At 36.4% G+C, this 25,679-nt stretch carries 24 protein-coding genes and 6 tRNA genes; 6 read left to right on the top strand and 24 right to left on the bottom strand.

Translation table 11 applies throughout. The annotated features are described in order from the left end of the window. Positions 1 to 223: 223 nt before the first annotated feature. Complete coding sequence (locus tag RVS70_RS00960) at positions 224 to 1,681, bottom strand: spore germination protein (protein WP_026681147.1); 1,458 nt, start codon at positions 1,679 to 1,681, stop codon at positions 224 to 226. 154 nt (positions 1,682 to 1,835) lie between these two features. Here RVS70_RS00960 and RVS70_RS00955 point away from each other — a divergent pair, with 154 nt between their 5' ends. Then, positions 1,836 to 2,696, top strand: a complete 861-nt coding sequence (locus RVS70_RS00955; RefSeq protein WP_121605259.1) for a hypothetical protein — start codon at positions 1,836 to 1,838, stop codon at positions 2,694 to 2,696. Positions 2,697 to 2,881: 185 nt separating this feature from the next. Here the strand turns inward: RVS70_RS00955 and RVS70_RS00950 are convergent, their stop codons facing one another. The 7 genes from RVS70_RS00950 to RVS70_RS00920 all read right to left on the bottom strand — a co-directional run bounded on the left by RVS70_RS00950 (position 2,882) and on the right by RVS70_RS00920 (position 9,425). Continuing rightward, complete coding sequence (locus tag RVS70_RS00950) at positions 2,882 to 4,429, bottom strand: rhomboid family intramembrane serine protease (protein ID WP_026681149.1); 1,548 nt, start codon at positions 4,427 to 4,429, stop codon at positions 2,882 to 2,884. 97 nt (positions 4,430 to 4,526) lie between these two features. Next, positions 4,527 to 4,721 (bottom strand): hypothetical protein, encoded by a 195-nt coding sequence (locus RVS70_RS00945; RefSeq protein WP_026681150.1) that lies wholly within the window; start codon positions 4,719 to 4,721, stop codon positions 4,527 to 4,529. 627 nt (positions 4,722 to 5,348) lie between these two features. Next, positions 5,349 to 5,933 carry a 5-formyltetrahydrofolate cyclo-ligase gene (locus tag RVS70_RS00940; protein WP_321132394.1) on the bottom strand — a complete coding sequence of 195 codons (585 nt, stop codon included), beginning with the start codon at positions 5,931 to 5,933 and terminating at the stop codon, positions 5,349 to 5,351. Between the two features lie 88 nt (positions 5,934 to 6,021). Beyond that, positions 6,022 to 6,171: a 50S ribosomal protein L33 gene (gene rpmG / locus RVS70_RS00935; RefSeq protein WP_026681152.1), complete on the bottom strand. Its 150-nt coding sequence runs from the start codon at positions 6,169 to 6,171 to the stop codon at positions 6,022 to 6,024. Between the two features lie 509 nt (positions 6,172 to 6,680). After that, positions 6,681 to 6,896 (bottom strand): twin-arginine translocase TatA/TatE family subunit, encoded by a 216-nt coding sequence (tatA, locus tag RVS70_RS00930; protein WP_205388621.1) that lies wholly within the window; start codon positions 6,894 to 6,896, stop codon positions 6,681 to 6,683. 34 nt (positions 6,897 to 6,930) lie between these two features. Beyond that, positions 6,931 to 8,649, bottom strand: a complete 1,719-nt coding sequence (locus RVS70_RS00925; protein WP_205388622.1) for a GMC family oxidoreductase — start codon at positions 8,647 to 8,649, stop codon at positions 6,931 to 6,933. A 23-nt stretch (positions 8,650 to 8,672) separates the two neighbouring features. Continuing rightward, positions 8,673 to 9,425 carry a gluconate 2-dehydrogenase subunit 3 family protein gene (locus tag RVS70_RS00920; protein WP_026681155.1) on the bottom strand — a complete coding sequence of 251 codons (753 nt, stop codon included), beginning with the start codon at positions 9,423 to 9,425 and terminating at the stop codon, positions 8,673 to 8,675. A gap of 113 nt (positions 9,426 to 9,538) precedes the next feature. Here RVS70_RS00920 and RVS70_RS00915 point away from each other — a divergent pair, with 113 nt between their 5' ends. Then, positions 9,539 to 10,225, top strand: a complete 687-nt coding sequence (locus RVS70_RS00915; RefSeq protein ID WP_321132393.1) for a hypothetical protein — start codon at positions 9,539 to 9,541, stop codon at positions 10,223 to 10,225. Between the two features lie 387 nt (positions 10,226 to 10,612). On the opposite strand, the gene RVS70_RS00910 is transcribed toward RVS70_RS00915, so the two are convergent. Next, positions 10,613 to 10,789, bottom strand: a complete 177-nt coding sequence (locus RVS70_RS00910) for a YjzC family protein (protein ID WP_080668671.1) — start codon at positions 10,787 to 10,789, stop codon at positions 10,613 to 10,615. Between the two features lie 251 nt (positions 10,790 to 11,040). Here RVS70_RS00910 and RVS70_RS00905 point away from each other — a divergent pair, with 251 nt between their 5' ends. Continuing rightward, positions 11,041 to 11,253, top strand: a complete 213-nt coding sequence (locus tag RVS70_RS00905; protein WP_034678959.1) for a hypothetical protein — start codon at positions 11,041 to 11,043, stop codon at positions 11,251 to 11,253. A 20-nt stretch (positions 11,254 to 11,273) separates the two neighbouring features. Beyond that, complete coding sequence (locus RVS70_RS00900; RefSeq protein WP_321132392.1) at positions 11,274 to 11,885, top strand: hypothetical protein; 612 nt, start codon at positions 11,274 to 11,276, stop codon at positions 11,883 to 11,885. A 363-nt stretch (positions 11,886 to 12,248) separates the two neighbouring features. On the opposite strand, the gene phoU is transcribed toward RVS70_RS00900, so the two are convergent. The 12 genes from phoU to RVS70_RS00840 form a co-directional block, all read right to left on the bottom strand. Further along, positions 12,249 to 12,905 carry a phosphate signaling complex protein PhoU gene (gene phoU, locus RVS70_RS00895; protein WP_026681158.1) on the bottom strand — a complete coding sequence of 219 codons (657 nt, stop codon included), beginning with the start codon at positions 12,903 to 12,905 and terminating at the stop codon, positions 12,249 to 12,251. Positions 12,906 to 13,439: 534 nt separating this feature from the next. Continuing rightward, complete coding sequence (locus RVS70_RS00890; RefSeq protein ID WP_121605267.1) at positions 13,440 to 15,527, bottom strand: peptidoglycan D,D-transpeptidase FtsI family protein; 2,088 nt, start codon at positions 15,525 to 15,527, stop codon at positions 13,440 to 13,442. A gap of 78 nt (positions 15,528 to 15,605) precedes the next feature. After that, complete coding sequence (locus RVS70_RS00885) at positions 15,606 to 16,877, bottom strand: MFS transporter (protein ID WP_026681160.1); 1,272 nt, start codon at positions 16,875 to 16,877, stop codon at positions 15,606 to 15,608. A gap of 194 nt (positions 16,878 to 17,071) precedes the next feature. Next, the gene (locus RVS70_RS00880) at positions 17,072 to 17,683 is read right to left on the bottom strand and encodes a superoxide dismutase (RefSeq protein WP_321132391.1); all 612 of its coding nucleotides are present in this window, start codon (positions 17,681 to 17,683) and stop codon (positions 17,072 to 17,074) included. Between the two features lie 176 nt (positions 17,684 to 17,859). Next, positions 17,860 to 17,935, bottom strand: a tRNA-Phe gene (locus tag RVS70_RS00875). A gap of 21 nt (positions 17,936 to 17,956) precedes the next feature. Then, positions 17,957 to 18,049: transfer RNA gene (locus RVS70_RS00870), tRNA-Ser, on the bottom strand. Positions 18,050 to 18,060: 11 nt separating this feature from the next. Next, a tRNA-Ile gene (locus RVS70_RS00865) sits at positions 18,061 to 18,137 on the bottom strand. Positions 18,138 to 18,158: 21 nt separating this feature from the next. After that, a tRNA-His gene (locus RVS70_RS00860) sits at positions 18,159 to 18,234 on the bottom strand. 33 nt (positions 18,235 to 18,267) lie between these two features. Next, a tRNA-Met gene (locus RVS70_RS00855) sits at positions 18,268 to 18,344 on the bottom strand. 4 nt (positions 18,345 to 18,348) lie between these two features. Beyond that, positions 18,349 to 18,423: transfer RNA gene (locus RVS70_RS00850), tRNA-Asn, on the bottom strand. Between the two features lie 574 nt (positions 18,424 to 18,997). Continuing rightward, on the bottom strand, positions 18,998 to 20,623 hold the full coding sequence (locus RVS70_RS00845; protein WP_026681162.1) for a Na/Pi cotransporter family protein: 1,626 nt from the start codon (positions 20,621 to 20,623) through the stop codon (positions 18,998 to 19,000). A 617-nt stretch (positions 20,624 to 21,240) separates the two neighbouring features. After that, positions 21,241 to 21,873 (bottom strand): NfeD family protein, encoded by a 633-nt coding sequence (locus RVS70_RS00840; RefSeq protein ID WP_026681163.1) that lies wholly within the window; start codon positions 21,871 to 21,873, stop codon positions 21,241 to 21,243. A gap of 77 nt (positions 21,874 to 21,950) precedes the next feature. Here RVS70_RS00840 and RVS70_RS00835 point away from each other — a divergent pair, with 77 nt between their 5' ends. Next, on the top strand, positions 21,951 to 22,268 hold the full coding sequence (locus RVS70_RS00835) for a hypothetical protein (protein ID WP_034678965.1): 318 nt from the start codon (positions 21,951 to 21,953) through the stop codon (positions 22,266 to 22,268). A gap of 274 nt (positions 22,269 to 22,542) precedes the next feature. Here RVS70_RS00835 and RVS70_RS00830 read toward each other — a convergent pair whose 3' ends face one another. Next, positions 22,543 to 22,917 (bottom strand): hypothetical protein, encoded by a 375-nt coding sequence (locus tag RVS70_RS00830; RefSeq protein WP_026681164.1) that lies wholly within the window; start codon positions 22,915 to 22,917, stop codon positions 22,543 to 22,545. Between the two features lie 168 nt (positions 22,918 to 23,085). Here RVS70_RS00830 and RVS70_RS00825 point away from each other — a divergent pair, with 168 nt between their 5' ends. Further along, a complete protein-coding gene (locus RVS70_RS00825; RefSeq protein WP_026681165.1) occupies positions 23,086 to 23,370 on the top strand; it encodes a DUF2624 domain-containing protein in 285 nt (94 codons plus the stop codon). 79 nt (positions 23,371 to 23,449) lie between these two features. Here RVS70_RS00825 and RVS70_RS00820 read toward each other — a convergent pair whose 3' ends face one another. Beyond that, on the bottom strand, positions 23,450 to 24,343 hold the full coding sequence (locus tag RVS70_RS00820; protein ID WP_026681166.1) for a deoxyribonuclease IV: 894 nt from the start codon (positions 24,341 to 24,343) through the stop codon (positions 23,450 to 23,452). Positions 24,344 to 24,366: 23 nt separating this feature from the next. Beyond that, the gene (locus RVS70_RS00815; protein ID WP_026681167.1) at positions 24,367 to 25,674 is read right to left on the bottom strand and encodes a DEAD/DEAH box helicase; all 1,308 of its coding nucleotides are present in this window, start codon (positions 25,672 to 25,674) and stop codon (positions 24,367 to 24,369) included. Positions 25,675 to 25,679 lie beyond the last annotated feature (5 nt).

Below are 25,679 nucleotides of genomic sequence, written 5' to 3'. Positions count from 1 at the left end.
GAGACTAATTACGTAGACTCCTGCGGGATTAGCGCGAGCCGAAAATCCACTTTGCAACGTGTTCTTCTTTGCAAAGTTAGTTGAGGCCGTGCCCGTGGAAAGCGAAGTAATTAGTCGGAGCATTGCCCAATATACATCAAACATTTCAAAATAACTACTTGGCTTAACGCAGTCATTGCACTGATTTTATACTTTCTTAACTTATAAAAAAAGATCCAGACGTTTAACGATCTGGATCTTTGGGGTGTAAAAAAGCAGGTCGCCTATTTTTAAGCGGAATGGGTGATCGTAGAAATATATCACGAAATGGACGGTAAGAGAAAGGGATAAATGGCCAAAAATAAGCCACATGGAAAGCCTTCATCCTTGTTAGATATAATAGCCATAACGTAACTCCTAAAATATATCCAATACCTCCTAATAAAGCAGAAGATAGTAGCAGGAATATGCGTACCAACCGATTAGCTAAGCTTAATTCATAGCTTGGAGTGGCATATGTTCCAATCGCAGCTACAGCTAGATATAGTACGACTTCGTGCGAAAACCAACCAACCTCTACAGAAACCTCTCCGATCATAATAGCAGCTACTAAGCCAAGTGCCGTTGCTAAGGAGGATGGAGTATGGATTGCTGCCATCCTTAAAATATCAATCCCGATCTCAGCTATCAGAAATTGTACTAATAATGGTACAACGCCTATCTCATCAGGGCCAATATATTGGAGAGTCTCTGGTAGAAATTCAGAGTTCTTCGCAAACAAATAATATAATGGTAAGATGAATATCGATGCTATGACCGCAATAAAACGAACTAATCGTAAATATGCGCCCACTAAAGGTTTTTGTCTATATTCTTCTGCATGCTGTAGATGATGCCAATACGTAGCGGGAGTAATCATTACACTTGGCGATCCATCTATAATGACCATGACATGACCTTCATATAGATGTGCTGCTGCTGTATCTGGTCGCTCTGTATAACGAATCGTAGGATATGGATTCCAATGCCTTCCACTAATATATTCTTCAATCGTCTTTTCAGCCATAGGCAAGCCATCCGTATCAATCTTCATTAGCTTTTTCTTTAGATTTTCTACACGACGATTATCAGCAATATCCTCCAGATAACAAATACAAATATCTGTTTTTGATCTTCTTCCTAATTGTAAATATTCCATCCGTAGCGATCTATCACGAACTCTTCTACGAGTCAGAGCAGTGTTAAAGACAATCGTTTCAACATACCCATCTCTAGATCCTCTTACAACTCGCTCCAAATCTGGTTCTTGCGGGGAGCGTGCTGGATAGGTTCTAGCGTCAATCATGATTACTTTATTGATTCCTTCAACAATTAGCGCCGCTGGCCCACCTAAAACCAAATCCGCAGCTTCGTTTAAATCAAGTACCTCGTCAACTTCCACATAGGGGATATACGTTTTTATTAATTTTGTAAGCGTATCAGGTTGCAAATCTTCAGGACTTAACTTAGCAAATAACTTCATGATGTATAGTAAAATGTCGTCTTTAGCAAATCCATCAATTAAAAATAGTGACATTTCAACGCCAACATATTCTAAATCTCGTTGAATCATATCAAAACTTTTATCAACCGCTAATCGTTCGTTTAAATACGCTCGATTTTTTTTAAACTCTTTAAATAATGGCTGTTTTTCTTTCTCCATAAACTCACCTATCCAACATGTTAGATTACTAATAGTTTGAGCACTGGAAGGATAACTATGCATAAACCAGTTAAAGAGTTCATCAATTCCATCATATATTAAAACTTATACTCATATATTGGACTAAGACAAGCAGTTTAAAGGCGGGAAGCATATGAACAAATGGCATTTAGTTATTACGATTATCACAGCAGCATGTGTAATAGCAGTTGTATATCTAATCAGACTGAACTCTACTCCTGCCATTACATACTTTCCAATTGATAATAATACAACCTTCTCTAAATCGGAGACACAGCTCCAACTATTCTCGGAAAAAGGCAAGGATAATTATGAAATTACATGGGAGTCTGATTCTATCACAAATATGCCGATCTATTTACGACAAGATGTATCATTGCTATATGATAACGGAAGATTAAAGGGGGCAAAGACAAAATGGACGCAGGATACAGATACCATTCAGTTACGGGAAAAACTATTTCATGAAGATAGCAGTTTATTTCAATCTATCTCATTTCATCATGGTGAGATACATCGCTCAAGTAATGATATAAAAAGCATTCATCGCATGTCTAGCGATTACTTATATGTCATAGATTCACCGACAACAGCACTTGATTCATTTAAAGAGCCTCATAACAATTATGAAAAAGAATGGAAAGATTTACTTGATCGAACAACGAAGCAACAGCTTCTTTATCATTGGCATCAATTATTTCATTATTTCCATATTAATCCAGATAACTATCTTAGCGTACCGCTTACGGATTTAGTCCATTACAACACAAAGCCATTACCATCATTGACACAAGCGCAAACGAATAAAATTATTGGACAACTTTGGGAGGGACTGTATAAAAATTATGTTATACCCGTAGTAAATACCACCAATGAAGAGCTGAATAGCTATATACCAATTATTTTATTTGATAAAGAACAAAAGCATCTACTTGTACTATATGAAATCAACGGAAAAAAAGAAAAACTGATACAAAACTATTCTTTTCAATAAAATATGAAAATAAAGTGAAACTTCAATTCGTGGGGGTTTTGTTCCCCCCCACGAATTGAAGTTTCACAAAGGTCCTATTATCTAATGTAAGAAACGAGGTGAGAGTAGGCTTTATGTAGTTTTAGATACTCGTTAATGACCCTCTTGAAAAAAGGAATCCTCTACTCGAAAGCACCCATACATTGTTAGTTAGCTGATTTACCAGTAAGTTGTTCATATAACCTTATAAAATCATCATTGTCAGGGTTTAATTGATACGCGCTTTCAATAGCTGATTTAGCTTTTTCTACTTTCCCGTTATTCTTATATAAAATTGCTAAATTATAATATGCCTCCGGAAAACTATGATCAATTTCTATACTTCGCTCTAAATCTTCAATCGCTTTTTGATCTTGATTTAATTCAATATACGCATAAGACCTATGAAACAGGATGGCAGCTTCTAGATTCCCTTCACTTTCTAAGGCCTGATTAGCTTGGGAAATGATAGCCTCGTACTTTTCTTGTTTTAGCAATTCTTCTATTTGCATTACATGATACACTTGATTATTCATATTATTGTAATAACCGAATTGAATAAGACCATATGCAATAATGCAATATAGCACAATTGCTATCATTTGTTTAAACGTTTCTTTACGCTTTGGTAAATGGACTATTCCAGATGCAATAAATCCAGCTACTAAACCTCCCAAATGCGCCCCATTATCAATTTGCGGTACGAAGAGACCAAATACGATATTAATTCCGATTAAAACTAAAACATTCGTTCCCATTGTTTGAAAGAAAATTTTCCGATTATGTAATCCAAAGAATAATAATGCTCCGAACAATCCAAACAATGCACCTGAGGCACCAGCCGCAATACTTGGAGAAAAGGCAAAACTCGCTATCCCACCACCAATACCGGCAAGAAAGTAGATACATAAAAATCGAAATGAGCCATATATACGTTCAACTAAAGTTCCTAAATAATAAACAGCAAGCATATTCATGAGTAAATGAAGGAACCCAATATGAAGAAACATAGAGCTAATGATGCGCCACCATTCTCCTTGTTCTATGATAGCAGGATTGTACTTTGCACCAAAATCAATTAACGGCTGCATGGAACTACTTCCACCGTTCAGTTCTACTAATACAAACATCCCAATGCAAATTGCAAGAATAAGATAGGTAAATAGCGGCTTACCAAAGGAGAATACCGCCTGAGTTTGCTCTTTTTGATCCAAAACATTTTTCTTTAAATACTTTTTATAATTGTGTAGCTGACTTTCCTTATCTATAGGTTCTTGAGAATCAGCGGTATTTATTGTTATATCTGTATCTTTTTCCAAACGTATTTTCTCTTCCACAAACTGTTCATCTGACAAATAATAAACATTCATGGAAATAGGGTGCTTCTCATTTAGCTGCATTGGCTTCTTTAGCATTTCCCAATCATCGACAGGCTCGTGCTCGGATATGTAAACATTATAAATTTGAATAACTTTACCTCGCAACAATCGTTTCATTGCTTTAACTTTTTGAAAAACAACTGCAATATCCTTTTTTAAATAGTTCTTCCAATCAAACCCACGACCTAGGAAGCGAATGACTGTAGATTTTTTCCCTTCTTTTTTCTCTAGCCATATTTCATCTTCCTGATCACTTACAAATAGCACGTCATATTGATAAGTCTTTACGTAATGATAAGCGATTTGATATATATTATATTGGTTATCTATGTACATCCTCGACCTCCCCTTAGACTTCCATCATACCAAATCCCTCATCATTTTTCTTTTATCATGATAAAAGAAGCTGCAAAATTCACAACTTCTTCACCGATTAAGAATTTGATGTATTTTTCTGGAACATTGTCGGTATAATTTTCGAACGAACTGCTGGCACGTTCATGGATAAACTTACCACAACTTTTCTTAAAAATCCAATAGCCAATAATGTATTCATAATCCGATAGCGCCATTTATAAAGCAAGCTCGCCGCAGTTATCATTCCGGCAAATAAAAACAGAATACGCATAAATACACCTCTTTTTATCATGGTACTTCTAGTTTTCATCTACCTGATTATTTTTATGCATGTACGATACTATATATTGTTCAAACCACGTATGTTCCTGACGCTTGTTGCAACTCCCTTTTATCAGAATACGGGCATCTGGGAAAATAGTGAAAAGAATATCCTCCTGTATAGCTACGCGTAAAAAAAGGCGTTCTTGTAACATTATCTAAAAAATGATCTAGCTTTTTTTCTAAAGCTTCCAGTATGAAATCATGAAGCTAATTTGAATCATATTTCTACCGCAGAGAACCGTTTCATTTACAATCGCTTCTGATTTTAGAGCTGGATAATCTTTTTTGACAGGTTGGACAATTTGATCTGAAAGCTAATTTCACATCATGTTGTAGATTATCCCAGATATTTTTCGTAATGAGTTGTGATTACCAGTAACATACTTCATAGACCAATAAGCTAAAAAGCGGCTACTTGTTCTACTGCAGGTGAGATAGCACCTACCCTATCAAATGATTGCAAAGTTTACTACCAAGCACCCCTAATCCAGCAACAAGTACGGTATAATTCTCTATTCGCCTCTGTCCATTTTCATGTATTGGACGAAATAATTGTTGACAAATGTATCTGCTCTCATTCATCGATCCTTCTTCTGTCATAACTGCTTATCCATGTATCTTCTGTAATTAAGTGGTCTACCGGAATATCAAATGATTCCTTAGGTATAGCGTCTACTAATTGACTACTATGTAACAGTGCAACCGTATGATTGGAATAGTTCATTAAAAATCGATCATAGTAACCTCCGCCAAAACCAATTCGGTAACCTTTCCTATCAAAGACAAGCCCTGGTACAAATAGCAATTCAATTGCAGTTATATCTATTTGTTTCGTTTCATCTGGCTTAGGTTCAAACAATCCATAATAGACAACCTCTAACTGATCAAAGGAACTAATTTGATAAAAAGTTAACGTTTTATCAACAGAAGAACACTTCGGTACACAAACTTGTTTCTGCTGCCTCCAGGCTGTTTCAATAATGTTTCTCGTATCCCATTCAAACGCTTGCGATACCGTTATTCCAATTACCCTGGCGTTTTTCCAAAGCGATGAAGCTATAAGTCGTGCATATAAGCTATTCTCAATTTCGCGTTTCTTTACTGGATTTATTTCTTTAAGCATCTGAAGCTTTGCTGACCGAATGTGAGTTTTATTCAAATCAATTACCCCCGTTTGAGTTAATAAGTACAGCAAATGATTAAAAATAAAACCCTTATCAGCTGATAAAGGTTTTATTTTTAATCATTTATTTTGTTTCACGATGTAGAGTGTGTTTTTTAAGACGTGGACAATATTTCATAAGCTCAATACGTTCAGGATTAGTACGTTTGTTTTTCGTAGTAATATAATTACGATCTCCTGTTTCAGTACAAGCTAAAGTAATGTTAACGCGCATGATTTTCCCTCCAAACTTTACCTAATTGCTTCAAAACGAGCGATTAATTCATTTCAGACTTATTCATAATATCAGATGTTGATGAAACTATCAAGAAGTAAGCTAGAAATCCTTAAGAATTTGATCAGTTTTGGAAAATCAATTCGCCTATTCTAATAGCTATAATAGACCACAACTAGACGAAGTATAACAAGAGGTATTATATATAAAACAAGAGCGCAAGCCCCCGATTAGAAACGTTGCCTAGGGCGAGTCAACGGAGATATAGAAATCACGGTGAGCTTATGAGCCGATGATGACTTAGATTAGGACTATTCGTGAAGTGGAACTTCTTGGTGCTGGAGCTGGATGCTAGCTCAACACTCCCATATTTAATCACATGGGCTAATTTCCTAGACAACAAGAAAAAGGTTGTCCATTACTCTGAATAGCCAACCTTTTCTTATTGAAAAATTTCATATCCTTTTTCAAATGCAAGCAAGATAGTTGTTTATTGGGCGTTTTGCAATTTAGTCAGATCTCTTCATTTTTGCTGCTGTCACATCTTTTGGCCTTGTGGTTTCAGCTTGTTCATCATCACTCATAATGTCACTGGTAGTCTTTTTAAATTCCGATAACGTCTTTCCTAATGCCGATCCAATCTCAGGTAACTTTCTTGGACCAAATATAATTAATGTAATGATTAGAATAATAATCAAACCTGGTATACCTATATTTGTAAGCAATTACAGCACCTTCTTTCCTAATCAAACCAACCCATTAAGATGTAAGAAGTCCACCATCCTTACTGTATTTAACCACTCCTTCTGCAGCACGATATGCTAACGCACCAACGGTATCAGTAGGATTATAACCGCTATTATGTGGAAAAGAGGAAGCTCCTACAACGAACAGATTCTCCATATCCCACATCTGCGAATAATTATTAACCGCTGATGTTTCCGGATCTGCTCCCATAATTGCACCTCCGGTATTATGCGTTGACTGATAGGTAGTAATATCATAGGGTCCCAATTCATCCATCGCATCGATTTTATCAGCACCCATCTCTTGCAGAATTTCCTTTGCTTTTGTTGCGGTAAACTTAGCAAGTTCTTTATCTTGGTCTCTAAATCCATAAGTCATGCGAATTAAGGGGTCACCAAAAGCATCTTTATACATTGGATCTAAGTCCAAATAATGCTGTTTATATGGTAAGCTGGCACCCATGGCACCAATGGACAACGTCCTATTAATATATTTTAATGAGTTTTGCTTAAATTCCTTACCCCATGTTGCTGAATCAGAAGGAATTGGATTGGTCTGAATCGGTCTTTTTCCAGTCTGTGTTAGAGACAAATAACCACCATGTAAAAAATTCACATTTGAATGGTCGAAATTATCCCCATTAAAGTCGTCGATAACCATTCCTAAGGCGCCTGCTCCAGCGAAATTATTAAATTTCTTGTTTTCGAAAAACCCTGTTGCTGCACCTTTAATGATCTGATAAGCATAATTTTTTCCGATAACTCCTTTACCACTAGCAGGATCATACGGGCGACCAATTTTTGAATTCAGTAAGAGTTTTACATTATTAAATACGTAGCTTGTTAATACTACCATATCAGCTGGTTGTTCTATTTCTTCACCGGTAGTTAAATCTGTATATAGTACACCAGTTGCCTTCCCATCCTTATGTAAAACTCTTCTCACCCAAGAATGGGTTCTTAAGTCAAATTTACCCGTATTTTTAGCTACCGGTATAACCGTAACAACCGGATCAGCTTTTGCTCCATATTCACAACCAAAGCGTTCACAAAATGCGCAATACTGACAAGCGGCTCTACTTATACCATCTGGATTTTTATACGGTTCTGATAAATTGGCAGAAGGGATCGTATACGGATGATATTTTAGCTTTTCTGTTGCTTCTTTAAACATTTTCATTTGCGGAGAATGTAGCATTGGCCCGGTAGGATACTTATCCGAGCGTTTACCCCCTAACGGATTTTCCTCTCCTGAAATACCAGCCATTTTTTCAAACTTGTCATAGTATGGCTCGATTTCATCATAGGTAATTCCCCAATCCTGAATCGTCATATCAGCTGGTATCTTACCTTTCCCATATCGTTCAATTGTTTTACTTCGTATTTCGAAGTCATACGGCAAAAATCGAAAAGTTTGTCCATTCCAATGAACACCAGCACCACCAACACCATCTCCGAATAAAAATGAGCCATACTGACGCATTGGTAATGCTCGCATTTTCTCATTACCTCTAAATGTTATCGTTTCTTTAGAAAGATCCTGCATCAACTCATAACGAACTGCATAGCGCAATTCATCATGAGCCATATAATAGTCTTCGGTTTCTCTTTCCTGTCCTTTCTCCAACCCAACCACTTTCAATCCTTGTTTTGTCAGTTCTGAAGCAATAATACCTCCACCCCAACCGACACCAACAATTACTACATCTGTCTTTGGTAGTTTTTTAGCCATCATATCACCTCATACCATTTTAATTACTGCATATGGTCTCGAAGACTCCTAGGTTCAATTTGCTGAAATTCTTCACTCTCGATTACCTGGGTATAGTTCATTTGATCGCCAGGATAATCTCTTAATTTCCAACCTTGCATATCTTTATTTCCACCATATAAAGGATCACTATACACTCCTTCTAACGTCATACTCCTTAGAAGATTGAAGAACCCACTTGCTGAAACAGTCGTAATATTCACCTTATCATCGGCAAAATCTGCTAGCACCGTATCCTGTTCATCAGCAGTTAAATCCGTGAAGCCCTTTTTATATTTCGAATGACTATAGTTTTGCATTTCACGAATACCAATCTTGAAAATTTCTCTTCTTTTCAATCTACCTTGATAACCTTGGGTTTTTTCACCATGAAAGAAAGGAGGATTCATATAATCCCTTGCGTTGAAGCCATAAGAGCCTGCCAATTGATGATCAATATAAAATGCCACTCCTAACGCTTGAGCTCCTGGGCCATTTTCATCTTCTGGAAAAATGCGTTCTGTTGCCGCTTCAACAGTTTGAAATTCTACTTGATTAAAATTCATTAACGCATGATTGTAATTTTTTGTTTCATTAGCAGCCTGTTGTGGCTCTTTTTCATCGGTTCCCCATGGGATAACACTGCCTAATACACCACCAACAGCTAGACCCCCGACGGCAAAACCTGAGTTTCTAAGAAACTTTCTACGAGATAAACTCTCTTGATCAATCTTTTCCTTATTATTATCTTCTGCCAAAAGACTCACCTCCTTATAAGTTGACCTTATTATGTCACCAAAAATAACCACTCATACATAAAAAATTTCAGGACATAATACTTATAAATCATTTATTATGGAGGGAAGCTTTTATGTTAAGAAAATGGAAACTATCAATATTGCTGATCACAGTTCTAATCACAGCATTACTTACTGCTTGTACTGCAAACGATAACAGTGCGATGGAAGATGAACATACGAATGACATGAATATGGCCAACGTATCCGATCATGCCAATCAGGAAAACTTAAATAATCCAAATATAATACCTAGTGAGACAAGTGATAAAACACGGACCACGAATAAAAAAGGAACTACCTATAGCGGCATGGGGCAAAATTTATATAGTTCGATCGGAAGCTCTGGTATTCATGAAGGTGGTGTTTCTTCATTTTTTGAATCTATTTTAAAGAGCGAAGGAATAACTGGAATTAAGGTATTTGTTGTTGATGATTCAGTTATCCTAGCTAGAAATAACGAACAAACGACTAGTCATCAATATGATGATATGCAAAAAGACCTTTTAAGTGGTACAGAAGGCTTATCCTCAAAAGGAGAAACCGAAGAAGTAGAAAATAATAATGAAAAGAATCCTAATGATAACTTGCAGCAAGCCAAAAATAAGATGAATGAGATGTTCAATGGTGATGTAAAAATTCTTACCGTTACACAACCAGGAGCTGTAAAGCTAATTGAAGGAATTAAAGAAAACATTATGGACTCAGCTTACTCAGAGGCATCGAATCAATTGCTAGAGCTATTTAATATGGCAAGCTAATCTAGCTATCGACTGGATTATTAAACGTAGTATATCTAAAATCAACTAATAATAAGTTCATCTTTCCATATGGACTCTTACTGCGGACACAGCCTCAACGAATGCTGCTAACCACAATACGCTTAGAAGCGAAGATTTTCGAATTGAGCTGTTTCCGCAGGCTTTACTGCAAAGATAAACGAGCAATCCGTCCCATTCTATTTGTCCAAAAAGTGAACGAAGAAATTTCGAATGACTTCCCGAATATTACTTTATATATTCGGATTTTCTTTATATTAAAAATTCATTTTTTTCTTCTTTTTTCATAGATGCACTTAATGAAATGCTTTTATTCATGTAAAAATACCTCCCGAAATCCAAAATCAGGAGGTATCTCACTTATTTCTTCTAGTTTTTATCATATGTCCAAACTCGATTATGATTTGTTGTTTGCGGGAATTTTTCTCCCGCTTTTAATTTTATTATTTTGGGATCGGTGACACTGCTCCCCGTTTCACCGATTTCGATATATACACCATTATTTGGTGCTTTTTGGCCAAATCGAAAATGACTGAATTCACCCATTGCTGTAACTCCTTCCAAAATTCTTTATTATCACGTAATAAGTAGTGTAATCGTTTAAACAGCAAATTATACACCAGGTCGTTTTACTCACATTTCCATTTCTATTTTCATTTCTTAGGACCTGTTAATCTGCTTTAATTCAGCAAAAATCGGGACTATTCTATTAATTTTGTCGAAAAAATTTAATTGGTAATGGCTTTTAACTACTCATTTATGTTATAACTAATAATGAATAAGAAGGAGGTATTTACATGGTCTATGCAATCATTACCATCATTGTGATTGGACTAGTTCTACTAACATTGTCCTATTTCTTAAATGATCGTATGGAAGAAGTAGAGAGTCAATTAGAGCAGTTCTCCATTACTACGATGCAGGATACATATCAAATGAAAAAGAAAATAAAAATCCTGGAAGAGGAATTGCTTACAGAAGAGTTCGCACAAGATTTGGAAAATAAATAAAGGGATTAAAGGAGAAAACAATGAAACAACCTGTACGAGTATTTGCAATTGGTCTTCTTACAGCAGGGATTATTATGTTAGCCACTTATCTATTATTTAAGGGCGATACAAAGACTGTTGAAGGTATTTCTGAGAAAGAATTGATTTCTCTAGTCAAAGATAAAGGATATCATGTCTTATCCAATTCAGAGTACGTTGCTTTATCTGTCAATGATAATCCAGAAAAAGCTGCGAAAACTCCACCGAATGAAAATACTTCTACTACTACACAAAATGATCAATCTGCTAAGACTACAGAGCAAGAAGATGCAGCTAAAAAACAAGATTCCAATCATACGGAGAAAGCTGAAAAAGAAAACACCAAAGAAGAAAATCAAGAACAGAAGAAAGAACAAGCAAAGGAATCACCGGAAAAAGAGGAAGGTCCCAAAACGTATACCTTACATATAAAAGAAGGGATGGCCTCATCTGAAATAAGTTCCTTATTAGAAGAGAACAAATTAATTAAAGATGCTTCTGAATTTAGCGATTACTTAGAAGAAAATGACTATAGTCAACGCGTGCAAATCGGTAAGTATAAATTAAATACAGATATGGGTCCATATCAAATAGCAGAGGCGATCACTAAATAATAGTAAGGTATGCATGATTAAAAAAGTGGCTAACTAACATTTTCGGTTAGCCACTAACGTATTTAAAAAGAGGCTGAGACAAAAGAATGAAGAAGCAATTAAAAACGAACGATGATTGGTTGAAACTAATTATCGTTCGTTTATTGATCAGAATCATTCATTTAGCACCTGAAATAAGCGAGACTCCGGCGAGAACAGCACGAGTCCGAAGATCCACTTGGTAACGTGTTTTTCTTTACCAAGTTAGCTGAGGCCGTGCCCGCGGAAAACGAGTATAGTTTCACAGTGCGGCGATGATACTCCTATTGATAATATGATTATTCGTATTTTGAGTAAAGAAGTTATGTTTTGTACCAGCCTCTTTTAATTTAAATTAAAATTCTCTCCTTTAACTAAATATAAAATGCTTTCACCAATGTTCGTAATATGATCAGCATACCTTTCTAAATATCGTGCACAAAAGGCAACTTGCATAATATATTGAATTTTATCTGGTTTTGTAGCAGTTTCTCCTAGAAGCTCACTAATGATTAATTTGTTCTGTTTATCTACCCTATCATCCATTTCTGATAATTGTGCCGCTAAGATGATATCTTCATTGGAAAATGACTCCATTGCTATCTGCAACATTTCTATGATATATGTTTGCATGTTTGCTAAACCGTGTGGTAATAATGTCTCCCCGTTTTCTCCTAAACGAATTGCTGAACGGGCAATATTTTTCGCGTTATCAGCCATTCGTTCTAAATCCGTTACAATTTTTAATGCGGTAATTAATCTTCTGAGATCCGTTGCTACCGGCTGTTGTTTGGCGATAAGTAAGATAACTTTATCATTAATATCTATTTCCTTTTTATCTATTTCTTTATCATCTTCAATTACTTGGTTTGCTAAGGTTATATCTTGTTCATATAAGGAATTCAGGGCATTATTCAACGCTTTTTCTGTTAATTTAGCCACTTGTATGATATCTTGATTAATCTCCTCTATTTCATGATGAAATTGTCCACGTGTATTCATCTGGCTTTTCCCTCCTATCTAATCTAGCTATTGCTTATCTATACTTTAACAGACAGGTATGAAATGGCTATTGATTTAATGTTAATTACATGTAAAATTTTATAAAGTGAAACTTCAATCAGTTTGGGATTTTTGTTTTATCCCCCACTGATTGCTAGTACCACAAGGGTCTGACCTAATGGCCTTTGAACCAATCGGACATGTACTAGCAATAGATCCACGACTTATCCATATTGGGTTTACTTTATTGCTTAAACTAGGGGCTTACTGACAGTTATATGCGGGAGAACAAAACGCAAGCGCCCATTTAAAAACGTAGCGAATGGAGCGATTCAACGGAGATAAAGGAATCACGGTAAGCTTACGAACAGATGATGACTTTATATCGTAAGGCGATTCGTGAAGTCGCCACCGTTTCTCAGCGCTGGAGCTGGACACCGCACAACATGCCCACATTTATACATATGGACTGTTATAATTTCCTAGAGTATAAAAAAGTACAAGTCTTCGTAGACTTGCACTTTACGTAATACTTTATTCTTTTTCTTCATTCTTTTCTTTGTCTCGCTCTTCCTTCAAATCAAAATATGCATCTAAAATCCGGGTTCCAATCATATGATTAATCTTATAGGAGGTACCCTTGCCTGTATCTGGTGCTATAATCGCAAATGCCATCTCTGGCTCGTCATATGGTGCATAACCGACAAGAGATAGATTTTCTGTCTCCGCTAACTTTTTGCCATCTTTATACACTTCATTTTGCGCCGTACCAGTCTTCCCTACAGCGTTATAATCTTTACTATGGTAGTACCCATAACCAGTTCCTCCTGGCTCCTGGAACACTCTCCGAAAACCTTCCTGCACACGATCTATATAGGATTGATCCATTTGAACACGGTTCAAGATATCCGTGTTCTCACTACGATAGATGGATCCAAGATCCTTACCTGATTTACTTGGTTCACGAATTTCCTTTAGAAAATGCGGACGAACTCGATAGCCATCATTGGCAATCGTCGACACATATTGAGCTAATTGCATCGTGGTATACGTATCATACTGTCCAATAGCAAAGTCCATTAAAAGTCCTGCTCGATTCATCGAATCCCCTTCAAAGCCAACACTTTCATAAGGAAAATCAATACCAGTCTTCACGCCTAAACCAAATTGCTGGAAATAGTTACGCATTTTCTGCCAAGCTTCCGTATTAAACGACGCTTTACTTCCATTTGGGAAGGGATAGCGATTCTCTCCCCCCATTTTTAATGCGATATAAAACATGTAGACGTTGGACGAGCGTTTCAACGCATCCTGATCATCGACTACCCCAATATAGTTGCTGTGGGAACCTTTTTTCGGGGTACCTGAAATTTTTATCGGACTGTCATTAAATCTTTGTCCAGGTGAGATCACGCCTGATTCTAAGCCTGCAAGTACAGTTGCACCCTTTACAATGGAACCAGGGCGATGCGCATCATACAACGTCTTGTATGCAGCGTTACTGTATTCATTTCCATCTCTGGTTTGTCCACTAACCGCTAATAATTCACCTGTTTGTGGATTCATAACAACGGCAAGTGCATCCTTTAAATATTTATTGTCATAGGGATGGCTCTGAACGGCTGCTTTTAATTCCTCTCGTACTATTTTATCCACTTCTTCCTGGAATTCCATATCGATAGATAGAACTAAATCCTTACCTCGGCTACCCTCAACGACCGTTTCCGTTCCAACAACTTTACCTGTTTTAGTAGTCGTGTACTGAATTTGCTCCTTTGTTCCTCGTAATACGTCCTCATAATATTCCTCCAGTCCACTCTTTCCAACCCGATCATTACGACTGTAACCTCTTGTTAGGTAATATTGCTCTTTTTCTGCCAAGATCCCTTGCTCTTGTGTTGTAATAGTACCTAGTAAGCTGTTGATCGTCTCACCGAAAGGATAGTCCCTATTCCAGTCAGTCGTTGCATTAACTCCAGGTAGAACATCCAAGTGCTCAGAAACTTTAGCATATTCCTCTGCGGTGACATCGTCATTTTTAACTATTTGCGGCGTAAGCGAATATGCTTTATCTAATTCTTTTTTAATTGCAATTACTTCAAGCTCCTGTTTCGAAAAACCGGAGATTTCATCTTTTGTAATTCGATCTAGAATCGTATTATACTGTTCAGCATTATCTAAATCTGCTGCTTCTTTTTCAGATAAGCGATTGTCAGCTTCTTCCTTATTTTTTAAGTACCAATACTCTTTTTTATTGCGCTCTGTTAATTTATCAAGGTATTTTTTTTCATCATCCATGGAAATATACTTCGACAATTTTTCAGCAACTTCTAATCGATCTTCTGCCTGCGTTCCTTTTGCAGGTGTATACGTGATCGAATACAATGGTTTATTGTCTACAATAACATTATGGTTACTATCATATATTTTACCTCTGGGAACGGGTATCTTTGTTGTATCCTTTACCGTTCGATCAATTTCTTCCTGAAAAGCTTCACCGTTTAAAATCTGTACAACTCCTAATTGTAAAATAAGCACTGTAAACATTAGAAACACAACAAAAAACAATATGTTAATTCGGAAGGGAAGTTGCGTTTTTTTCTTTTTTTTCTTATTCCCCATTATCTCTCCCCCATACGAAATTAGATTTATTTTAAACCTTATTCATTATATCATTTATCCCTCTTTATTTTCATCCATTTATCTATTTTTTTCGTCTGTTAATTGCTCTTTAATTAATACTTCTTTTTTTGGCTTACTTCCTAAGTAGATGTTCTTGACGGATAAATAGATAAAAATATGCCCAGCACCAAAAACGGCTAATATATATGGGATTGCCTTTTCAGCTGGAAAAATAGAAACAGCAATTAAAAAAACAGAAATGGAAGTAATTCTTCCGATATTGACAAACATTTCTCTGACAACGATATACTCCACACGTAACTCTTTTGCCTTCCATGCTTTTCCTATTACATCATAGGTTAAAGAGACATATGGTATGGTAATGATTGGGTAAGCGATCCCAATGCAAATTGCATATATAATTAGCTGTGCATAGCTAATCTCAAAAATAATAATTGTAATAGAGAAATACAGGATAAGACTCCCGATAAGGATAGCTTTTTTTCTCATGGAAGGCTTGATAACTTTCGTCCCAATAAAATAAAAAACAAAGGATAAGCCAGAGAACACTAGATTGAACATCCCTAATGAAAATTCACTTTGTGTAATCAAAAACACCCATATGGAGATAACAAAGGCAAATATCCCTTCTCTTAATCCTTGAAAAATATGTGCATTCAATATACGATTCCAATTTTTGTTATGTGATCGTTCAGCTAATACCCGTCGAAAATAAAAGCTTCCTTCTGCCTTTCTCCTTGCCAAAAAGAAACTACAGATAACTGCGCAAATGAACAAAATAAAAGAAATCGTAAAAATTGTTGTATATCCGATATTTGCTTCCAAATTAGCAATAATAGTCCCAGCTAATAACGGTCCAATCATTCCACCAAAGGATTGAAGCACTCCTAAAAATCCATTAAAAAAGTCCCTAGTCTCTGGCTCAGTAATCTCAAATGTAAGTACATTAAATGCTAGCCAATAGAAACCATAACCAATACCAAGAAGACTACCTAGCATAAAATTATAGTACGATGCTTTTTCAGCAATAATTAATACACTCAAAAAAAAGAGAGATAAAAAAATTACCCCTAAACGTAATACAATAACTCGATCCACTTTCTTAGCTAATTTTCCAGCCACAATAAACGTCAATGGTTGAAAAATATAAATGGCTAAATTATATACAGCAATGGTTATATAATCCCCTGATTGCTTCCACAAGTATATATTTACAAATGTATTGGATAAAAATATCCCTAAAGAATATAGTCCACCAATAACAAGTAAAAACAATAAATCCTTATCAATGTCTAATTTCCCCTGATAAAGTGATAGGCTTTTTCGCATATTCCATACTCCTTTTCAAGTCATTAATAGTTTGAACAAATGAGTAACAGATATGCAAAGAAGCCTTAATTAAAGATAAGGATATAACAATCTATTCATAAGCTTACATTCATCATTTCTTGACAATTATAGATAAAAAAAGGCATATGAAGGAATCGAATCCCCCACATGCCTTTTCTATTGAATTATTTTTGTTATTTCGCTTCATTATAGTTTTTCGTTACTTGATCCCAATTAATAACATTCCAGAAAGCTGAAATGTAATCTGGGCGTTTATTTTGATATTTAAGATAGTAAGCGTGCTCCCAAACATCAAGACCTAATAAAGGTTTTTTCCCTTCCATTATCGGCGAGTCTTGATTAGGTGTACTCATTATTTCTAATTCTTCATTATTTAAAACTAACCATGCCCAACCTGATCCGAAGCGTCCTGCTGCAGCATTAGCAAATTCTTCTTTGAATTTATCAAAGCTGCCAAACTTTTCATTAATTTTATCAGCAAGCTCACCAGTTGGTTCGCCACCACCATTAGGTGATAATACTTTCCAGAACAGACTATGGTTTGCATGGCCGCCACCATTATTACGTACGGCAGTCCGCGCGCTTTCCGGAATAGCATCTAGATTACTTATTAGCTCTTCAACAGATTTATTCTGAAGATCAGCATGTCCTTCTAAAGCACCGTTTAGTTTCGTTACATACGTATTATGATGCTTTGTATGGTGAATGTTCATGGTTTCTTTATCAATAGTAGGTTCTAGTGCATCGTAAGCATAAGGTAGTTCAGGTAATTCAAATTTTGCCATTATAACTTCCTCCTAATAAAATTATTTTATTAAAAAGGATCGAATATTCACCCTTTTAAAGCAAGATTATCAAAGCTACTATACTGATGCAAATTATATGCATGCATTTTTTTACCAAATTATAAAAAGCGTTATTTTCTTGAGAAAATAAAAAAACAAGCCACCGCTTGTTTGAATGGTGGCTCGGGACGGAATCGAACCGCCGACACAGGGATTTTCAGTCCCTTGCTCTACCGACTGAGCTACCGAGCCTAAATCTACTCTAAATATGTATGGAGGAGGTAGAGGGATTCGAACCCCCGCGGGCTGTTACACCCCTGGCGGTTTTCAAGACCGCTCCCTTCAGCCAGACTTGGGTATACCTCCAAATAATTTTATGGTGGACCCTGCAGGACTCGAACCTGCGACCGATCGGTTATGAGCCGATAGCTCTGACCAACTGAGCTAAGGGTCCTTCTCATTTTAAAATTGTTTATGGGGCGACCGGTGGGGATCGAACCCACGAATGCCGGAGCCACAATCCGGTGCGTTAACCACTTCGCCACGACCGCCATGCTTCAGATTTCAGATTAATTGTTATATTATGGTGGCGGCGGAGGGGATCGAACCCCCGACCTCACGGGTATGAACCGTACGCTCTCGCCAGCTGAGCTACACCGCCAAATTGGCTCCACAGGTAGGATTCGAACCTACGACCGATCGGTTAACAGCCGATAGCTCTACCACTGAGCTACTGTGGAATGTTATCGTGACTACCTTCAACGAATTATAGCGACAAGATATAATTTACCATGTTCAACAACATCTGTCAATATTTTTTTCAAAAAATCATAATCGCAATTTCTTATGTATGTATCGCTGTTAAAACGACAATATTTACTATAGCATCTTATCAAAGGTTTTTCAATACAAAATTTAAAGTTAGAAAATTTTAATTTTAATTCCTTTATTAATTAGTAAATACTACCTTATAACTTGTAAAGTAACTCCTGTGTTTGTGTGAGCAGACGTAACGCTGAGTCACCTCTTGAAAACCATACTACAGGGGCCGGAAGTCACCCGTTTTTCTACAGAATTTTCCTAACAGAACTTCACGAAATAACTCCCCTTCACTTAACTCACCATGGATAAGTGAACGGCTTTCTTCAAGTTCCGGTTGAATAATGCTTGTTCACACAGATTTTCTTTTCCGCAAACGACAATGACGTAGCTCTTGCAGTTCATTTGAATTTGAGATAGCTAACTTCTACTTAGTATAAAAAACAACTGTCAGAAAGCATTTCCGACAGTTGTTAAACTAAACATACGTTATTATTATTCACCTAATACTTCTTCAGCAATGTTAACCGCATGGTCTCCAATTCGCTCTAAATTGCTAATGATATCAACAAAAACAATTCCAGCTGATCCAGTACATTTACCTTCATTCATACGAATGATATGTTTCTTTCGGAAATTCCTTTCCATTTTATCAATTTTATCTTCTTTTTGAATCACAGCTAGTGCCTCTTCTCTGTCCATACTTTGGAGAGATTCAACGGCTTGTTTTACTGTTGACGTTGTTAATTCAAACATTTCATTTAGATCTTCCTGAGCATGATTGGTTAATTGAACTTTATTAGACATTTTATAATCAATTAATTCGACAATATTTTCAAAATGATCGCCTATTCTTTCGATATCTCGAACGGAGTCAAGGAGTGCGGAATGTTTCGCACTTTCTATTTCCGTAAGTGATTCTGCCGATAGTTCTACAAGATAATCTGTTATTTTTCGGTCCAGATTATTTAAAGCCCCTTCTATTTGCATAGCCATTTCGGAATGCTTAGAAAGTTGTGTATTTAAATATTTATTTGTTTCTTCTAAGCCTTTATAAGCATATTCACCCATGCGAATCACTTCTGCTTTCGCCTGATCTAATGCCAAGGTCGATGATTGCTGAATAAATATCGGATCTAAGTGTTGTGGTTTATACTCTACAATTGTATCTTCACCTGGAATAATCCTAGTAACTAACCAAGCTAAAGCGCCTATAAATGGAAATTGAATGATCGTATTTGTAATATTAAAGGTCCCATGAGCAAACGCAATTGTCATCTCCGGGTTCAAGTTAAACTGTCCTTGTAAAAACGTAACAATTTGCGTAAAAACTCCAAGTAGGAGTAAAAAGATGGTAGCTCCAACTAAATTAAAGATTACATGAGTATACGCTGCTCGTTTTGCAGCAACAGTTGCACCTAGAGATGCTAGCACTGCAGTTATTGTCGTTCCTAAGTTATCTCCAAAAAGAACGGGTATGGCTGCCTTTAGTTCTATTGCTCCTTCAGCAAATAGACCTTGTAAAATACCTATTGTGGCACTTGAACTCTGTACAACAACGGTAAAGACAGTACCGATAACTACACCAAGAACTGGGTTTTCACTCATATTAACGGTTAATTCATGAAATGCTTCTAGTGTACGCAATGGCTTCATACCACTACTCATTAATTCTAATCCAAAGAATAATGCACCAAATCCAAAGATTGCTTGTCCAACTGCATTAACTTTCTGACTTTTAAAGAAAAATAATAGAAAACACCCTACAGCAATGATCGGTAGCGCATAAGCACCAATATCAATACCTATTATAAATGCAGTAACTGTTGTACCTATATTAGCACCCATAATTACACCAATTGCTTGTCTTAACGTCATAAAGCCTGCGTTTACTAGACCGACTGTTAAGACAGTAGTACCAGAGCTACTTTGAATTAAAACCGTAACGATAATACCAGCTAATACCCCCATAAATGGGTTACTTGTAAAGCGATCCAGTATATCTCTAAGACGATCCCCTGCTGACTTTTGTAACCCTTCTCCCATAAACTTTATACCAAGAAGGAAAATACCCAGTCCGCCGATAAATTCAAATATCAGTTTTTGAACATCAATTTCCAAAATTTATACCTACCCTTCCATTCATGTTGAATCTTGTCACACCATACCAATATTAATTATATATAAACTTTTTGTAAAGGTTTAAAAGGTATATTTAACATTAAATTTACATTCAGCTACATTTAATAGATCTTTTTAGTATTTACTACTTCATGCTTTCCATGCGATGAACAAATAAACAAAAAGAACACAAGCGCTAGCGCCCGATTAGAAACGTAGCGACTGGAGCGAGTTAATGGAGATAAAGAAATCACGGTGAGCTTGCGAGTCGATGATGACTTAGCTTAGGGCGATTCGTGAATTCGCCTCGTTTCTGGGCGCTGGAGCTCGACGCGGCTCATCACGCACATCTTTTGGACTTTGGCTTGTTTGGGAGCCTTGTCCGTCTACAGAGCCTTGGTATCAGATTTCTGTTCGTCGAGCCAAGATTTTGATACACGCTTCCTTCAGCCTTCACCTCACGATAAACACCTTTGCGGTTCTCTAGTGGTTGGTTGATGTGTACCCTCACAGCGGACTTTCACCACCTAGATAGTCGCCATGCCTGGCGCACAAATAAAAAAGATAATCTTTCTAAGATTATCTAAAATCTTGTCGATTATCTTCACGTTCAGCAACTAACCATTTATTATTTCAACTAAAATTTTCGTTCCGTCGACTTGAACTACTTTTACTTTTGTATCTTTACTAATCCACTGACCATTTGACACAGCACTATAGTCCTTTTGTTCAATGCGAATCGTTCCTACCGGTCGTAAATCGTTTAGTGTTACTCCCACTTTATTTAAAAGTTGTTCATAGCTTTGATTCATGGAATTATAGCCTGCTTCCTTCGTAAGTTGATCTGTTAAGGTTAATTTATTCCACATATCTCTTCTTTTAAATACCTTTAAGAAAAAGAATGAAGCTCCGCCACCTAGCAGTACACCAAGCACAGCATATAAACCAGAAGCTAAATTAGGCGCAGGCAACGCTACTGCTGTTAACATACAAGCTAATCCAATCGTAGCAAGTGTTCCATCATTTAATAATTTTCCATCAATAATGATAAGTAATAATCCTACAAAATAAATAATAAGCATAATAATGAACGAGCCTGTTTCAACATAGGCACCAAAATATACCGTAATAAAACCTATACCTAATAACGCAAAAATTCCACGCATATTAACAAGCACTTCGCCAATTAAAAACAAGGTAGCAAAACCAGTAATAATGATTCCAATCCATTCCAAATCAAAAACACTCAAAAAAACTCCCCCTCTCTCCTATAGTACGTATATACGTAAAACAGCAATGATTTGTTTCATAATAAGGAGTAGATCTGATGAATTTCCTAAAAAAAGCAGCCATTTGGTTTATTATTTTCTTGTTTCTTTCAAGCGTTTATAAGGATATTTCAAATGTACAGACAACACCGTTCCAAGAAAAAGAATCTGAAGTGTTACATACAGATTACCATGTCACACCGATAAAAGTCCAAACAGGGGATACTGTTCTAAGTATAGTTGAAGAAATAAATAAACATCAGTTAAATAGGTTGAATATTGAAAAAGTTTTAATTGATTTTCAAGTTATTAATCCAAAGACAGATCCATATCAACTTGAAATTGGGAATTTTTATTACTTTCCCATTTACGATTAAAACATAATAAAAGTCAAGGAGCCGAAATAACGCTTTTCTCTTCTAGAGAATCTCCTGTGCTTTTTTGCAAGTCTTTCCTGTCAATATTACGAATGCAACTAGTACGTTTTTCTGAATAAGCGACAATAACTCACCCTTGCTTGCGTTTCGAACAATTTACTCCAATCTCCTACTATAAAATACATACAGCGGATAAGAAGAGCTATATTCTAAATAAAGATGGGCTGCCGAGATACTTTCTCGACAGCCTGAAAGGGCTGAGATAGCCCTTTGTCTACACAAACGGTAATACAAAAAGGGTAATTAAGATAGAGATTGCCCCACCTGCAATGGCAATATTCCCTAATGTATCCGCTCCACGACTTCTCGACATGAACCCGAGAATGATACCGGCAGCGCCAAAAATTACCGGCCAAATAAAGAACGAAATAACGGATAATGCGATCCCAACCCAACCGAATGTTGAATTTATATCCGTATCATTATCTGTAACATCTGGATCGTAATCATCTGCAGTCATTTCTGCAGCAAATTCTTCGTCTCTAGAACTGTCAGGTTCAATTCCAACGAAATCTTCATTTTTTCTCTGCTCACCATAATTCGGAGCTCTTTCTACATCCTTCATTCCATTATTTGGATACTGATCCATAGTCCGAGACCTCCTTTTTCTAAATAATGAGGTGCATCTTTAGGATATGGAATTTCACATAAATTAATGGTGTTATTTAATGGAAGGGAGAATTTATGGGAGACAAGTTGATTTTTTTATTTTTGCGCATACAGTAAAAGAGTATATAAAAAGGGGAGTATTTTTAAAATGTCCAATTTTATAAAAGAAATGATTCGTAGGAAGTTAGCACAATTAACAGCTCCGGAATTACTTCATTATAGTAATCAATATGGTTTTTCATTATCAAATAATGAAGCTCAGCAAATTATTACGTATTTGAAGAAAAATAATGTAGATCCATTTTCTTCACATGGAAGAGAAAAGATGCTTCGAGATCTAGCTCTTATTACGGATCAAGCAACTGCAAAAAAAGCCCAAAAGTTATTTAATGAATTAATTAAATCTTACGGGCTCGGTCATTTATTTGAGTAAGGAATAATACTTTCGTACTATTCCTTACTCTTTTACTTTTTCTGCAAACACGCTAATGGCTTCATTTATAACAACAACTTCAAGATTGGAGGAGCTTGTCTTTTAATCCTTCATCAAATTTACCCGCTCTTATCATGTCAATTTCAAATTTGTATGGTGCTTTCTTATTCTTTTTATCTTCACCCACATATGGAGTCTCTAAAATTTTTGGTAATTGTTCTAATTGGGGGTGTTTAATGACATGCAACAATGCATCGAAACCGATATGTCCGAAGCCAATGTTTTCATGACGGTCTTTATGAGCTCCTACTGGATTTTTACTGTCATTTACATGTACTACCTTTATTCGGTCAATTCCAATAATCTTATCAAACTCGTTTAGAACACCATCAAAATCATGAACAACATCGTAACCACCATCATGAATATGACATGTATCCATGCATATTGAAAGCTTCTCATTATGGGTAACACCATCAATTATTTTGGCTAATTCATCAAATGTTCTCCCAACTTCCGAACCTTTTCCTGCCATAGTTTCCAAAGCTATTTGTACCTCTTGATTGTTGTTAAGTACTTCGTTCAACCCTTTAATGATTTGTTTAATTCCCACCTCTGCACCTGCACCAACATGTGCACCTGGATGTAATACTATCTGTTTGGCTCCTAACGCTTCTGTTCGCTCCATTTCATTCCTAAGGAAATTCACGCCTAAATCAAACGTTTCATTCTTGACAGAATTTCCAATATTGATGATGTATGGAGCATGTACTACAATATCTTTCATACCATGATGATCCATATGGTCTTTACCCGCAGCAATATTTAATTCCTCAATTGGTTTCCTTCGCGTATTTTGAGGAGCACCGGTATAAATCATAAACGTATTAGCACCATAGGAGGCAGCTTCTTCAGAAGAGCCTAATAACATTTTCTTACCACTCATCGATACGTGTGATCCTATTTTCAACATCCCTTACACCTCTTTACAAAATCCTACTTTTTATATTTCTTCTTAGTCAATTGTTTTTTAATGGTTTCTTGTTGCTTTTTCATTTTTTTCTTATAGCCCGGTTTGACTTTCTTCGACTTTTTAACTCTTCTCCATGCTTGCTTATCTACTTCCGTTGAACTTTTGGTTCGTAACGAACGTTGATTCCAAGACTTCGCTTCATGCCATTCACCATCTCGAACATCCATGTACGTAAAGGGTAGGCCCTTCTGTTCTAATTTATCGATAAGTTTGAGATCTTCTTCTGTATAAATACTGATTGCAGTTCCTTCCAATCCTGCTCTTGCTGTTCTTCCAACCCGATGAACATAAAATTCTTCTTCTTTAGGTAGCTGTGCATTGATAACATGACTAACTCCTTTTATGTCAATCCCTCTTGAAGCCAGATCCGTAGCGACAATATACTGATATCTTAGATTTTGAATTTCCTTTAATACACGCTTTCTCTCCCTTGGAGGTAGACCACCATGAATAAGCCCGACAGCCAAGCCTTTTTCTTGTAGTGCCGCAGCTAAGTCATTTGCTTTTTCTTTTCCATTCGTAAATATAATTGCCAAATACGGATGGATGGTTTTAGAAATTTCATGGATAATCGATGCTTCGTCCCGATGCTTCAAATAAATTAATCGATGCTCCATGGTTTCTGGGGAAAAATCATCCTCAATTTTCACATACACTGGATTATCCAAATACTTTTTGAAAAAATGCTGTAATCGTTGAGGAATAGTCGCAGAAAAGACCAGTAACTGGATCCTTGGATGGCATCGGATTAATAGCTGGTCTACTTCATGAATAAATCCTAAATCAAGCATCAGATCTGCTTCATCAATAACAAAGGATGTTGCTGAATAGATGGAAAGAGCCTCTTCTTTTACCAGATCAAGAATTCGGCCAGGTGTCCCGACTACAATATGAGGTGGTTCTTTCAATTTTTCCATCATTTTTTGCTTATCCGTACCACCTACAAGCAGCTTAGCTGTCCATACATTTTCCTTCTCTGCATAATGAATTATCTTCCTTACTTCTTCATAAAGCTGTGTAGCCAATTCTCTAGTAGGCGCAGTAATTACCATCTGCACCTCCTTTTTCTCTTCCTGCAACCCATTTAGTAATGGAAGTAAAAAAGCGTGCGACTTTCCTGAGCCAGTACGCGATTGTCCAACCACACTATTTCCTTGAAGCACTTTAGGAATAACCTGTTGTTGAATTTCCGTAGGGACTTTAAACTTTAATTTATTAATAACCTGTTCCATAATTGGACTAAATTTAAATTCTTGAAATTGTTTGCTCATTTCTA

The sequence above is a fragment of the Virgibacillus sp. M23 genome, assembly GCF_034190895.1.
Classification (GTDB): Bacteria; Bacillota; Bacilli; order Bacillales; family Amphibacillaceae; genus Virgibacillus; species Virgibacillus salarius.
The sequence above is the reverse complement of the archived record's forward strand: the minus strand, read 5'-3'. Positions and strand labels throughout refer to the sequence as shown.

Coding starts and splice junctions, on each gene's coding strand:
- RVS70_RS00960 (WP_026681147.1), bottom strand. CDS start 1,681: ATGGAGAAAGAAAAACAGCCATTATTTAAAGAGTTTAAAAAAAATCGA.
- RVS70_RS00955 (WP_121605259.1), top strand. CDS start 1,836: ATGAACAAATGGCATTTAGTTATTACGATTATCACAGCAGCATGTGTA.
- RVS70_RS00950 (WP_026681149.1), bottom strand. CDS start 4,429: ATGTACATAGATAACCAATATAATATATATCAAATCGCTTATCATTAC.
- RVS70_RS00945 (WP_026681150.1), bottom strand. CDS start 4,721: ATGCGTATTCTGTTTTTATTTGCCGGAATGATAACTGCGGCGAGCTTG.
- rpmG (WP_026681152.1), bottom strand. CDS start 6,171: ATGCGCGTTAACATTACTTTAGCTTGTACTGAAACAGGAGATCGTAAT.
- RVS70_RS00925 (WP_205388622.1), bottom strand. CDS start 8,649: ATGGCTAAAAAACTACCAAAGACAGATGTAGTAATTGTTGGTGTCGGT.
- RVS70_RS00915 (WP_321132393.1), top strand. CDS start 9,539: ATGTTAAGAAAATGGAAACTATCAATATTGCTGATCACAGTTCTAATC.
- RVS70_RS00910 (WP_080668671.1), bottom strand. CDS start 10,789: ATGGGTGAATTCAGTCATTTTCGATTTGGCCAAAAAGCACCAAATAAT.
- RVS70_RS00905 (WP_034678959.1), top strand. CDS start 11,041: ATGGTCTATGCAATCATTACCATCATTGTGATTGGACTAGTTCTACTA.
- RVS70_RS00900 (WP_321132392.1), top strand. CDS start 11,274: ATGAAACAACCTGTACGAGTATTTGCAATTGGTCTTCTTACAGCAGGG.
- phoU (WP_026681158.1), bottom strand. CDS start 12,905: ATGAATACACGTGGACAATTTCATCATGAAATAGAGGAGATTAATCAA.
- RVS70_RS00890 (WP_121605267.1), bottom strand. CDS start 15,527: ATGGGGAATAAGAAAAAAAAGAAAAAAACGCAACTTCCCTTCCGAATT.
- RVS70_RS00885 (WP_026681160.1), bottom strand. CDS start 16,877: ATGCGAAAAAGCCTATCACTTTATCAGGGGAAATTAGACATTGATAAG.
- RVS70_RS00880 (WP_321132391.1), bottom strand. CDS start 17,683: ATGGCAAAATTTGAATTACCTGAACTACCTTATGCTTACGATGCACTA.
- RVS70_RS00835 (WP_034678965.1), top strand. CDS start 21,951: ATGAATTTCCTAAAAAAAGCAGCCATTTGGTTTATTATTTTCTTGTTT.
- RVS70_RS00830 (WP_026681164.1), bottom strand. CDS start 22,917: ATGGATCAGTATCCAAATAATGGAATGAAGGATGTAGAAAGAGCTCCG.
- RVS70_RS00825 (WP_026681165.1), top strand. CDS start 23,086: ATGTCCAATTTTATAAAAGAAATGATTCGTAGGAAGTTAGCACAATTA.
- RVS70_RS00820 (WP_026681166.1), bottom strand. CDS start 24,343: ATGTTGAAAATAGGATCACACGTATCGATGAGTGGTAAGAAAATGTTA.
- RVS70_RS00815 (WP_026681167.1), bottom strand. CDS start 25,674: ATGAGCAAACAATTTCAAGAATTTAAATTTAGTCCAATTATGGAACAG.